Source organism: Streptomyces sp. DT224, from assembly GCF_049844595.1.
GTDB lineage: Bacteria > Actinomycetota > Actinomycetes > Streptomycetales > Streptomycetaceae > Streptomyces.
Genome location: NZ_JBNCLI010000010.1, coordinates 288430 through 300429 on the forward strand (window position 1 = coordinate 288430; position 12000 = coordinate 300429).

The 12000-nt window shown below is 70.8% G+C and carries 11 protein-coding genes; 1 reads left to right on the forward strand and 10 read right to left on the reverse strand.

Features of this window, described 5'->3' with window-relative positions; all coding sequences use genetic code 11:
- Positions 1–95 precede the first annotated feature (95 nt).
- The 4 genes from ACLQ2N_RS25715 to acpS all read right to left on the reverse strand — a co-directional run bounded on the left by ACLQ2N_RS25715 (position 96) and on the right by acpS (position 5088).
- Positions 96–1970, reverse strand: coding sequence for an ATP-binding cassette domain-containing protein (locus tag ACLQ2N_RS25715; protein WP_425816504.1), 1875 nt, complete (start codon positions 1968–1970; stop codon positions 96–98).
- A gap of 145 nt (positions 1971–2115) precedes the next feature.
- Positions 2116–2880, reverse strand: coding sequence for an NUDIX hydrolase (locus tag ACLQ2N_RS25720; protein WP_425816505.1), 765 nt, complete (start codon positions 2878–2880; stop codon positions 2116–2118).
- A 176-nt stretch (positions 2881–3056) separates the two neighbouring features.
- The gene (locus ACLQ2N_RS25725) at positions 3057–4361 is read right to left on the reverse strand and encodes a DUF4192 domain-containing protein (RefSeq protein WP_425816506.1); all 1305 of its coding nucleotides are present in this window, start codon (positions 4359–4361) and stop codon (positions 3057–3059) included.
- Positions 4362–4626: 265 nt separating this feature from the next.
- A complete protein-coding gene (gene acpS / locus ACLQ2N_RS25730) occupies positions 4627–5088 on the reverse strand; it encodes a holo-ACP synthase (RefSeq protein ID WP_425816507.1) in 462 nt (153 codons plus the stop codon).
- Between the two features lie 92 nt (positions 5089–5180).
- Between acpS and ACLQ2N_RS25735 the strand changes: the two genes are divergently transcribed.
- On the forward strand, positions 5181–6266 hold the full coding sequence (locus ACLQ2N_RS25735) for a branched-chain amino acid aminotransferase (RefSeq protein ID WP_425816508.1): 1086 nt from the start codon (positions 5181–5183) through the stop codon (positions 6264–6266).
- A gap of 18 nt (positions 6267–6284) precedes the next feature.
- Here the strand turns inward: ACLQ2N_RS25735 and ACLQ2N_RS25740 are convergent, their stop codons facing one another.
- Genes ACLQ2N_RS25740 through ACLQ2N_RS25765 form a run of 6 tightly spaced genes read right to left on the reverse strand, consistent with a single transcriptional unit; the run spans position 6285 to position 11989 of the window.
- Entirely contained in the window at positions 6285–7667 is a 1383-nt protein-coding gene (locus ACLQ2N_RS25740; RefSeq protein WP_425816509.1) for a S8 family serine peptidase, read from the reverse strand.
- Positions 7664–9247 carry an amino acid adenylation domain-containing protein gene (locus ACLQ2N_RS25745; RefSeq protein ID WP_425816510.1) on the reverse strand — a complete coding sequence of 528 codons (1584 nt, stop codon included), beginning with the start codon at positions 9245–9247 and terminating at the stop codon, positions 7664–7666. The genes ACLQ2N_RS25740 and ACLQ2N_RS25745 overlap by 4 nt, the downstream gene beginning before the upstream one ends.
- The gene (locus ACLQ2N_RS25750) at positions 9244–9807 is read right to left on the reverse strand and encodes an RBBP9/YdeN family alpha/beta hydrolase (RefSeq protein ID WP_425816511.1); all 564 of its coding nucleotides are present in this window, start codon (positions 9805–9807) and stop codon (positions 9244–9246) included. Before ACLQ2N_RS25750 ends, ACLQ2N_RS25745 begins: the two co-directional genes overlap by 4 nt.
- A gap of 19 nt (positions 9808–9826) precedes the next feature.
- Positions 9827–10108 carry an acyl carrier protein gene (locus ACLQ2N_RS25755; protein ID WP_425816512.1) on the reverse strand — a complete coding sequence of 94 codons (282 nt, stop codon included), beginning with the start codon at positions 10106–10108 and terminating at the stop codon, positions 9827–9829.
- Between the two features lie 7 nt (positions 10109–10115).
- Positions 10116–11651 carry a coproporphyrinogen-III oxidase family protein gene (locus tag ACLQ2N_RS25760; protein WP_425816513.1) on the reverse strand — a complete coding sequence of 512 codons (1536 nt, stop codon included), beginning with the start codon at positions 11649–11651 and terminating at the stop codon, positions 10116–10118.
- A 23-nt stretch (positions 11652–11674) separates the two neighbouring features.
- A complete protein-coding gene (locus tag ACLQ2N_RS25765) occupies positions 11675–11989 on the reverse strand; it encodes a 4Fe-4S dicluster domain-containing protein (RefSeq protein WP_136205845.1) in 315 nt (104 codons plus the stop codon).
- Between the last annotated feature and the right edge of the window lie 11 nt (positions 11990–12000).

Genomic DNA, 12000 nt, shown 5'->3' on the forward strand with positions numbered 1-12000 from the left:
ATCGGCACCTGCCCCTCAATTGACGCCTTACTGGTATAAACAGGATGTTTCGCTGCAGGGGTTACGGAGATGCCGCCCCTTGTCACGCCGCGCGCTCACCACCGAACCCTCCCGCGAAGGCTGGTGAGCAGAAACGCACAGGTCAGAGCCGATAGGGCCAGCAGCAAGGCCGCACCCACGGGATGCGCCACGATCCGCGCGCCGGCCAGCATCCACCGGTCCGCCTCCCCCGGCCACTGGAGCCAGGCCAGGTCCCGCAGCCGGCCGGGAAGCCCAGCCATCGAACGCACAGTCGTCGCCTTCGGCATCCGCTCGACGAGCGGCACCATCACCACGGGTACGGCGAGCACAGCGGCGATGCCCGCGGCCGCCACCCGGAAAACGCCTGCGGCCAGCAGCCCGGCCCAGGCGCAGCCGACCGTCAGAGCGGACCAGCTCACCGCCAGCGACACCACGTTCGAGGGGATGGAGAGCAGGCTCCCGCCGTAGACGACGCGCAGGGTCGCAGCCGAGCCGAGCACGACGAACAAAGCCAGCAGGAAGGCGACCGCCCCGGACACCGCCAGCTTGGCGAGGAGCAGTCCGAGTCTGCGGGGCACACTCCCCCGCCCGGCGGCGAGTGCTGGATAGCGGAACTCGTCGCCGAAGGAGAGCGCTCCGAGGAGCCCGGCCCCGAGTGCGGCGGGCGGAAGCGGCAGCAGCGAGGGCCAGGCCGCGATGACGTGAACAAGCGGGGTGCGGCCGTCACGGGCCAGCAGCACGGAGAGACCTGCCGAAGCGGTGAGAACGACGGCCATGATCACGGTTGTCGTCCGCACACCGAAGAGGCGGCGCAGTTCGTACCGCACCGGCCGCATCGGCCCCCGGGCCGGACGCCGCCTGATCGGCGGCGGGACCTCCCCCCGCGCCGTGGACCGCGTGGAGCGGGAGAAGGCGCCGGAACTGTCACCGACGGCTCTCCGCGATGACGCTTCAGGGCCACCGGCTTCGGCCGGCCGCACCGGGGCACCTTCGTCCCGAGCCGCGAGGACGGCACCGGCCTCGGCCGTGCCGGGGGCGTGGCGGCCGGCCGGATCACCGGTCGCCCCTACGGGACGCGTGTCCCCCACTTCGTCGGCGAGCTGGTGAACGGGAAGCCCGTGCCGGAACGCGGTGTCGCCCACTTCCGCGCAGCTGCTGCCGTACACGGAGAGCCGGTTGCCGGCCGCCTCGGCGACGACCTCTACGTACCGCCGGGCAGCACGCGCCTCCCGGCTGACGATGGCGCCGAGGCGGACGGCCTGCGGGGAGCGGACCGCCACGCGAGGCCGCAGGCGGGTGCGGGAGAAGGCCGCCCCGTCCTGGTCGGCGACCACGCGCCCACCGTCGAGGGTGACCACATGGCCTGCCGAGCGCGCCGCTTCCTTGGGGTCCCTGGTCGCGAACACCACGGTGCCGCCCCGCTCGGCGTGGGAACGCAGCATCCCGTGCAGCCAGTCGGCCTCTCTCGGCGCCAAGCCTTCCGCCGGATCGTCCAGAAGGAGTGTGTGCGGGTCCCCGAGCAACGCGCACGCCAGCGCCAGTCGGCGATCCATGCCGAGGGAGAGCGTGGCGATGCGCTGGTCCCTCAGACCGGCCAGGCCCACCGCGTCGAGCAGTTCGTCAGCCCTGGAGACGGGTACGCCAGCCGCTGCGCAGAGCATGCGCAGCTGTCCTCGAACGGTGCGGGCAGGGTGCCCCGGCACATCCCCCAGCACCACTCCCACCTCACTGGCCGGGTTCGGGACGCGATGCAGCGGCCTGCCCCGGTAGTAGGTGATCCCCCGGCCCGGTTCCAGTTCGAGCATCAACCGCAGGGCGGCGGTCTTTCCGGAACCCGGCGCCCCCAGCAGTGCCGTGACGCATCCCGGCTCGGCGTCGAAGGTGAGGTCGTCCACGGCGGGGGCTTGTCCACGGGAGGGGGCACTGGTAAGTCCGATGGCCTGGAGCATCGCTTCTCTCGCAGGAAATGGGACGGCGAAGGCGGAGCCGCCCGGCGGCGAGTGAGTACCGCAGCACGATAACCCGACATATAGGATTTTCAGCGCAAGGCGGGCTGCGCGGCGGCTCGGGTCTCCGCCCAGAACGGGCGGGACCTCAGACCTCGGGCCTCAGCATCGGCGGGTTGAGCACAGTCGCCGTGCCCGACCGGAACAGCTGGGCCGGACGGCCTCCCTGCCGGGTGGTCGTCCCCCCGGTGGGTACCAGGAAGCCCGGCGTACCCGTCACCTTCCGATGGAAGTTCCGGGGATCCAGCACGACGCCCCACACCGCCTCGTACACCCGACGCAGCTCGCCGACCGTGAAGGCGGGCGGACAGAAGGCTGTGGCCAGCGAGGAGTACTCGATCTTGGACCGGGCCCGCTCGACCCCGTCGGCGAGGATCCTCGCGTGGTCGAAAGCCAACGGCGCCTGGCTCTCGCCGTCCGGGGCGTAGCCGCCCTCGGGGCCGAGCAGGTCCTCGACGGGCGCCCATCGCGCACTGTTCGCGTCGCCGCCCGCCCTGGGAGCGGGCAGATCGGGGGCCAGCGCGAGATGGGCGACGCTGACAACCCTCATCCTCGGATCCCGGGCAGGGTCCCCGTACGTGGCGAGCTGTTCCAGGTGGGCGCCGTTGCCGACGGCCGGTGCGGCCGGATCCTGCGCGCACAGGCCGGTCTCCTCGACCAGCTCTCGTGCCGCTGCCGCCCCCAGATCCTCGTCGGCCCTGACGAAGCCGCCCGGCAGGGCCCACCTGCCCTGGAACGGGGTTTCACCCCGACGTACCACCAGGGCACAGAGGGCGTGCCGACGCACCGTAAGCACCACCAGATCGACGGTGACGGCGAACGGCGGAAAGGTCGACGGGTCGTAGGGCGGCATGCCGCGATCATAGTCGTCTTCCTGACGATAAACACTCCCTTCCCCGCCGACTCTTCACCGGCCTTCCGGAGCCCGTCACCGGGCGTCCGGAAGAATGCGGGCCGGGCATCCCTCAGCCGGCGCGAGGCGTACGGCCGGCCCCGCGTGCGGCGCCGGGGCCCGGCGTCGCACTGGTCTCAACGGCCGGTCCTGGTCCCGCGACGCCCTTGCGCTCCGGGCCGGACGGGCCGCCGCCTGTCCGCCCGGCCCGGGCCTGGCCGAGTCGAACCGGGACGCGTCCTGGCCCGCCCGGCCGGCCTCACGCGTGCCGGACGGGCCCCCGCGACCCGTTCGGCACGCCGGCCGTGCCGGGCTGCCCGCATGGTGCGCTCGCCGCGCAGGCATCGCCGCAGCGTCTCCGGGTCGAGCCCTTGATTGCATGCCTCGTGCAGCAGTTGCGCAAAGGTGTAATGCGGATCGAGGCGCAGAGCGAGTCCCAGCGCGACGCGCGCGGCCGGTTCGTCGCCGGTCGACCAGGAGACCCAGCCCGCCAGAGTGAGAGGGGCTGCGGCGTGTTCTTCGTACGGGGCGACGCAGCGGCGGGCCAGCGCCCGCCAGAGCCGCAGGGCGGCAAGCGCCTTCGGGCCCTCCATCCACTCAGCCGCCCTGTCGCGGGTCTCCCTGTCCTGGAGACCGAAAATCATCGATGCCGCCTCCTCGTCGCTGATCAGCCGGTCGTCGTTGATGTCTGCGAGGGACGGTGCCGTCACGGGCGCCTTCCCGAGGCGGTCGATCAGGCGGCCTGCGAGTTTCAGCGTGTCACCCGCGAGTTCGTGGCGGCGTTCCCGGTCGAGCAGCAAGGGCACCATCGCGCTGCCCGCCGCGTCCAGAGCGCGCTGCTGGGCGGCGCCCGATACGCGAGAGAGCGGCGTGAGCCTCGCCTCCATCTCGCGTAGCGATCCCCGTACCTGAATGCCGGCATAGGTGGCCGCCGCCGCCATGACCGAGGAGCCGGGCATGGCCATCGGGTTCCCTTCCGCCGGGCAGCAGCGGGCATCGGGGCAGACGTAGGACCAGAACCGGTTGTCCGAGATGCACAGCGCTTCGAGAACCGGCACGTCCAGCGCTCCGCAGGCGGTACGCAACCGCTGGGCGAATGGCCGCAGGCGCTCCATGGTCTGGCTGCCCGTCTCGCCGTCCACCGGGTCCTGGCAGAGGAAGACGACGATGGCGTCGGGCCGGCCGTCACGCCGCTCACTTCCCTTGATCAGGCATTCGGCAAGCTGCTCGGCGACCGCCGGCCACTCCAGCGGAGACTGCGGGATGCCGAGCCTGAGCCTGGCTCCGAACCGGCCTCGGCCACCGTGCAGGGCGACCATGACCACGCTGTCGCTCGGATGGAAGCCCATGAGATAGGGGAGAGCGTCGGCCAGCTCCGCCGGGCCCCGAAGGGTGATCTGCTGTTCGTCGGAGGGACCGAATGATTCGGGGTGCTTGTTCATGGCAGGACCGTCTCGCGGTTCGCCGATCTTCGCCACCCCCTGTGGATAACTTGTATACAGCAGGTGACATTCGCTCAGTTTCCCCTCACGAAGACCCGACGCCGAGGGCTGTCCCGTCATCCCCGGTGGATCAGCGTGCGGCGTCGGATGCGGTGCGTCGCAAGGCGGAGGGGCGCCCGCATACTGGACGTATTCGGGCGTTCCGGCAACGCGGCGAGGCGCCGTAGCTGTCGTCGTGCGCCCGCCAGGGATGACGGGACGGCCCTCAGGACCGGGCAGCGTCCGCCCCATCGCGGCAGCAGGTGTCGTCGTCGGCGCCGACCCCCGCCACCATGGCGTGTGCCCGGGTGGCCGTGTGCGTGAGGCTGATCAGCCAGGAGTGGACGCCCGCCGCCTCCGAGAGCGCCGCCGCACGGCCGGCGAGACGGAGGGAGGGCTTGCCGTCCGGAGCGCGGCGGACCTCGATGTCCGTCAGGGCCGAGCCGCTCAGGCCGGTCCCGAGGGCCTTCAGCACCGCTTCCTTCGCCGCGAACCGGACGGCGTACCGCTCCGCCGGGTCGTCCGGGATGTCACAGTAGGCGCGCTCCGACGCGGTGAACACCTTGGCGAGAAATCGAGGCTGCCGGAGCAGGACGGCCCGCATCTCGGCCACGTCCACCAGATCCGTTCCGACGCACAGGACCCGCTTGCCGACCATGCCTTCCGCCCACGCTGCTTGGGCCGCCACCCACGTCTCCCCGTCCTTGCTGCCCGAACTCCCTCAGGTTAAGGTGCCTGCCGCCAGCCGACAATGCACCAAGGTACCGAGAGGGTCCCGCGATGAGTGTGCGGTTCAGGACCGAGGCCAACCCCAATCCAGCCAGTCGCGCCCGCCGCGCCGAAATCCTTCAGGACCCCAAGTTCGGCCGGTACTTCACCGATCACATGGCTCGCGCCGTGTGGAAGAAGGAGGACGGCTGGCAGGACGCCGCCGTCGTGCCGTTCGCACCCGTCCCCATGCACCCGGCGGCCGCCGTCCTGCACTACGCGCAGGAGATCTTCGAAGGCATGAAGGCATACCGGCACGCGGACGGCACGGTGTGGACCTTCCGGCCCGAGGCCAACGCCGAACGTTTCAACCGCTCGGCACGGCGCCTGGCCCTCCCCGAACTGCCCGTCGACGCCTTCCTCGACTCCGTCACCCAACTCGTGCGCGCGGACCGCGACTGGGTGCCCGGCCAGGGCGAACAGAGCCTGTATCTGCGGCCGTTCATGTTCGCCTCCGAAGCGTTTCTCGGGGTACGGCCGGCCGCTGAGGTCACCTACATGGTCATCGCCTCGCCGGTCGGCCCGTACTTCTCCGGCGGCGTGAAGCCCGTCTCCATCTGGCTCTCCGGCCAGTACACGCGAGCCGGACGCGGCGGCACCGGCGCGGCGAAGTGCGGCGGCAACTACGCGGCCAGCCTCGCGCCCATGCTGGAGGCCGACGAGCACGGCTGCGACCAGGTCTGCTTCCTGGACGCCGCCGAGGGGCGCTACGTCGAGGAACTGGGCGGCATGAACCTGTACTTCGTCACCCACGACGGCCGCCTCGTCACCCCGGAGCTGGGCACCATCCTGGAGGGCGTCACCCGCGCCTCCGTGCTCACCCTCGCCAAGGACCTCGGTCTCGACGTCGAGGAGCGGCAGGTCGACATCCGGGAGTGGCAGGAGGGCGCCCGCACCGGCGAGATCCGCGAGGTGTTCGCCTGCGGCACCGGCGCCGTGGTCACCCCCGTCGGCCGGCTCGTCTGGGAGGGCGGAGAGGTGACCGCCCCCGACACCGCCACCGAGGACTCGGTCACCATGAGGCTGCGCCGCCGTCTGGTGGACATCCAGTTCGGTCGCGCCGACGACCAGTACGGCTGGATGCGGCGCCTCGTCTGAGCCGCCGCGTCCGCCGGATCAGGCCACGGCGGTGAGCATGCCGTGACCCACTGCCGCATTCGGGCAGACCCCGCCGCATTCGTCGCCGGTCAGCGTCCGCCCCTCCGTCACCGGCAGGCAGGCGTCGGCCAGGTCCGCGACGGTCAGCGCGCGTCCCTTGCCGACGCCCTGCTGCACCGCGAGCGCGACCAGTCCGGCGGCGTACGCCGTCGCCCCCGACGTCCCGCTGGAGACCAGCCAGCCGTCGTCGGGAGCGGTCCCGTCGTACGCGCTGTTGCGGCGGTCGAACATGCAGCCCGGCTGTGTCGGGAACACCACGTAGTCGCCGTTGGGCAGCATGCCGCAGGGCCCGCACAGGTCGGGGACCCGACGGCCGGGGAAGACGTCCGAACGGTAGCTTGAGGCGAGGTCTGCGGCGGACCTGCGGCCGTCCGGGGCGACATGGACCCCGCCGACGGTGATCACGCCCGGGGTCGCCACCGACTGGAACATGGCGGTGCGCCGGTCCGTGGAGCCGTTCCCCGCGGCGAACAGGACCGTGATTCCGCGTCGCAGCGCGTTCGCGACCTCCAGGTGAAGGTGCGGCTCCTCGCGCAGGGTGCCCCAGCTGCACGAGATGACGTCCGGCTCCAGCTCCACCGCCCGCTGGAAGGCCGCCACCGGGAAGGAGAAGGTCTCGCAGGCCATCTTGACCATGGTCAGCTCGACCGCGGGCGCGACCGCGAGCAGGAGCGCCGACATGGCCGTGCCGTGGCCTCGCTCGTCCACGGCGGGGTCGAGGGCGGACAGCGCGGGGACGACCGAGGTGCGGTATCCGTGGGAGCGGTGGTGGGGGTGGTCGTAGAGGCCGGTGTCGACCATCACCACCCGGACGCCGTCGCCCCGGACACCGGCCGCGTGCGCCCGTTCGGCGCCCGCCAGGCGCACCGCGTCCTCGGGCAGGCGCAGGCGGCGGGAGTCGCGGGGCAGGGGCGGAGTGGCCCGGGGCTCGGCCGGCGCCCCGCCGCCGAGCTCGAAGCCTGCCCTGGGCACCCGGACCTCGGCGACCAGCTCGGGGTGGAGCCGGGAGTGGAGCGGTCCCCGGGCGGCGAACTCGTGGCGGACGGTCTCCCGGATGTACTTGTTGCGTACCGGCCGCACCGGGTGGCCGAAGACCGACGCGAGCAGCTCCGGGGGGCCCGAGACGGTGAGGCCCACCTCGGTGCGCGCCTCGACGGCCAGGCCCTCGCAGGTGTAGGCGGTGGCCAGCCGGTCCACGGTGCCGGGCGCCGGCAGGAAGTCCTCCGCCCCGTGCCGCAGGAGCTGCGCGGCGTCGTCGCCGAGGATGAGCCCGGTGGCCGGGCGGGGCACGACCGTCAGCACGCCGCACCGCTCGAAGCGGGCCGCCTCCACCTCGCTCACCTGGACTCCGTTCCGTGTCCGGCCGCGTCCGCGGCCTCGCGCAGCCGGGCGCGGTCGAGCTTGCCGGACGGCGTCAGGCTCACGTCCCCGTCGGCCAGGAACTCGATCCGGGACGGCAGCATGTAGTCGGGCAGCCGCAGCGCCAGCTCCCGGCGCAGCTCCTCCCCCCGCGTGCCGGTGTCGCCGCGTGCGCCCAGGACGAAGAGCATGATCGCCCGGCCGGTGAGCGGGTGCGCCACGGGGAGTGCGCAGCAGTCCGTCACATCGGCGGCGGCCAGCGTCGCCGCCTCCACCTCGGAGAGGTGCACAAGGTTGCCGTTGATCTTCAGGGCGTCGTCGCGACGCCCGAGGAAGACCAGTGCTCCGTCCCCGGGCCGCTGCCGCACGTAGTCGCCCGAGCGGTAGTACCGTCGCCCTGATCCGGTCGGCAGTTCGATCACCGCGCGGGCGGTGCGCTCGGGCTCACCGCAGTAGCCCGTCATCACCTGGGCGCCACCGATGAGGAGTTCGCCGGTCTCCCCGTCCGGCACCGGCCGCAGCGCGTCGTCCACGACGAGCACGTCGACGGCCGGAAGCGGATGGCCGATCGGCAGGAACTCCTCGCCGTCCTCACCCGGGCTGTCGGTCAGGAAGAGCGTGGCGCTGTGCGTGGTCTCGGTCGGTCCGTAGCCGTGCACGTACCGCAGCCCCGGTACGAGGGCGGAGAACGCCTTCAGGACCGATACCGGGCAGGGCTCTCCGCCGAACCACAGCCGTCGCAGCGAGCCGAGGTCACGGCGCGCGGCGTCGCTGAACCGGCTGACGAACATCCGGATCACGGACGGCACGAGCAGGGTGTCGGTGATCCGCCACTCCTCGACGGCGCGGGTCACCTGGGTGGGCATCCGGAGCTTGGGCAGCAGGTGGACGGTGCCGCCGACCAGGAACGTCGACCACAGGTCCACGACGGAGGCGTCGAAGAAGAGGGGTGCCACGTTGAGGAAGCGCATGCCCTCCTCGAAACCGACGGTCTCCTGCACGCCTGCCAGCAGGGCGCACATGGCCCTGTGGCTGACGACGACGCCCTTGGGCGAACCGGTCGAGCCGGAGGTGAAGATGACGTACGCGTCGTCCTCGGGGGCCCGCCCGGCCACCTCGGCCGGCCTGGGCTCGGCCTCGGCCGAGGGGTCCCAGCCGGTGCCGGCCTCGGCCGGTTCCGCGCCCACCGTGACCACCTTCCCGGCCGGGGCGCCGTCGAGCAGTTCCCGGTGGGCGGGCTGGACCAGGGTGACGGTGGGCGCGCACCTGTCGAGCAGCGTCGCGATCCGGGCCGCCGGCAGCGATTCGTCCAGCGGTACGTAGCGGGCACCGAGCCGCAGCGCGGCCCACATGGCGGCCACCGAGGCGGCGGACTTGTCCATCGCCATCGCGACGGTCCCGCCCCGGCCCACGCCGAGGCCGGCCAGCAGGTCGGTCAGGGCCTGGACGCGCCGGGCGAGCGTCCGGTACGAGACCTGCTCGCCGGTCTCCAGGTCGACGACCGCGGTGGCCGTGCTGTCGCGCCGTCGCTCCAGTACTTCGTCGGCGAACGTGACGTTCATCGTTCCTCCAGGCGAGTCCCGTCGAGGCGGCGGTGGATCGCCTTCAGCAGCTCCGGGAAGGTGTCCATCTGCTGGTCGTAGGAGCCGAAGTGGCCCATGCCGTGCATGACGTTGAAGGTGCTGCCGGTCAGCTCGTGCAGTTCCTCGGCGACTTCGAACGGCACCCAGGGGTCGTCCTTCGAGTGGAACTGCTCGATGAACGTCTGGTTGGCCCGGATGGCGTCCCAGTCCCACGGGGTGTCGAAGAAACCGCTACGGCGCTCCAGTTCGAACCCGCAGTCGTGGTGGTGGCCGGCGACGGCGAAGGTGCCGAGGAGCGGCGCCCTCTCCGCGTACCGGAAGGCGGCCAGCGCACCGGACGAGTGGCCGACGATGACCGTCCGCTCGTCCGGACGGATGACGTCGGTGAGATACGGCAGCCAGTACCGCATCCGGCCCTTGATGGGGTCCGGAAAGGTCTCCGCCACCACCTCGGCGCCGAGGGCCTCCAGTTCCCGCTTGAGGTACGGGAACCAGATGCCCTCGACGCTCGCTCCGGCGTTCCCGTGGATCAGCACCACGCGCACGTCCGAACGAATCTCAGACAGGGGACACCTCGTCTTCGAGGAGTTCCTCCAGGAGACCGGCGAGGGAACCCAGGGTCGCGAAGTTCTCCGTCGTCAGCAGCTCGGGTTCGAGCTCGATGTCGTAGAACGTCTCGAAGGCCAGGGTCAGTTCGATCATCTGGGTCGAGTTGAGCGACAGCCCGCCGTTGAACAGCGGGGTGTCGGTGTCGAGTTCGACGAGCTGTCCCGGAAAGATCTGCGCGATCACCTCGCGGAGGTCGCCCTCGATGTCCTTCTGGGTCTTGCGGTTCTCCACCGGTGGCTCAGCTCCCCTCGGTCTTCGTCGGGGCGGCCGCGTTGGCGGTCTCCTCCGCCGACTTCGGCCGGGTCTGGAGGAAGAGCGGGGTGCGCGGGATGTTCTGCGCGTCCTGGTGGAAGGGGTTGCGCTTGTTCTTCAGCGACAGGTACATGGTGCGCCGGGCGCGGGCCTTCTCCTCGTCCGAGTAGAAGAGGAAGGCGATGTTGCCCGCGTTCTCCCGGCCGGCCTCGGTGAGGGTCAGTTCCTCATCGGTCTCGATCGCGTACTCGCCCGCGACCAGCCAGTCCACCTCACGGCGGTACTTCTCGAAGTTGGCGACATCGGCCTTGCGGACGCTGCCGAAGACCGGGAAGAAGACCATGACCCGGTTCTCGACCTCGTCCTCGGAGCAGATGCGGCCCTGCTCGATCGGGATGACGCCTTCCTCGACCTCCCGCATCCACCGCTCGACGTCGGTGTGGTTGCGGTAGCTGCGCTCGCCCATGTAGTTCTCGGCGGCCGGGCCGATGCCGAGGGTGTAGCTGGCGCGGTAGCCGTTGCCACCACAGGCGTGGTTGAGGCCGATCTCGCCCGGGTCGTCCAGGTGGGTGAAGAAGTTGATCAGGAGCTGCTTGTCGTAGCCGTACCCGGCGAGGCCCTCCTTGATCTGCCGGTACTGCTCCCGCTCGATGGCGCCCGACGGCTTGACCTCGGCGACCTTGCCGGCCCGGATCTGCTGGTCGAGGCGGGTGCCCTCCCACTGGTTGAAGCGGTACGTCTGCACGAAGCTGGGGCGCAGCTCGGCACAGATGCCCTCCAGGTCTCGGGCCAGGACGTCGTCGTCCTGCCCCGGCAGGTTGTACATGAGGTCCAGGGCGAAGGTGCGGATGCCGGCCTTGCGGATGTTCTCGGCCGTCTGGTGGACCTGTTCCACGCTCGCCTTGATGGTCAGCTTGCGACGGATCTCCTCGTCGAGGGTCTGCACGCCGAAGGAGATGCGGGTGATGCCGAGCGACTTCAGCATCTCGATGTAGCCGTCCTTGGAGAGCCCGAGCGGGCTGCCCTCCAGGGAGATGCCGTCGACCTCGCTCAGGTCGAACTCGCGGTGGACGGCCTCCAGGATGGCGGCCATCGACTCCTGTTCCAGGGCCGAGGGCGTACCGCCGCCGAACTGGACGTACTTGACCTTGGTGCCCTCGAAGTACTTGGAGCGGGCGTTGCGCTGGATCTCCTTGACCATGGCCTGGACGAAGCGCTTCTGCCGCTCGCCCTGGTACTTCGCCGCCGACTCCTTGAAGCAGGCGCAGAAGTTGCAGAACGCCTCACAGAAGGGGATGTGGAAGTAGAGCAGGATGTCGGTCTGCTCGGGGTGGGACTGCCGGTCCAGGAAGGAGAAGTACTCGGCCTTCTTGCCCTCGGAGTCGAGCGCGTCCTGGAAGGCGCAGATCTTCGGGTAGAACCAGGTGACGTTGGTGCGCTTCTCGGGGCTCTCGAACTCGTCCTTCAGATAGAAGTTCGAGTCGAGGCCGAGCATGAAGGGGTTCTCGACGTGGGTCGTCATGACCTAGGCTCCCGCTCTTTGGGTCAGGAAGGCTGGCTGGAGGGCTCGGCGGGGGCCTCGGTGGGCTCGCCCCGGGTGCCCCGGCTCTCGAAGATGACCGGGTACTTGTTGCTCATCTCGCCGTTGATCTCGATCCACTGGAACTTGTCCTCCGGCAGGTCGACGTCCGCCCAGATGGCCTCGGGCGGGCACTCGGCGACACACGCGTTGCAGTCGATGCATTCCTCGGGGTTGATGTAGAGCATGTCGGGGCCCTCGTGAAAACAGCTCACGGGGCAGACGTCCACACAGTCCGTGTACTTGCAGCCCACACATTCGTCGGTGACGACGTACGCCATGGTTCTCTCCT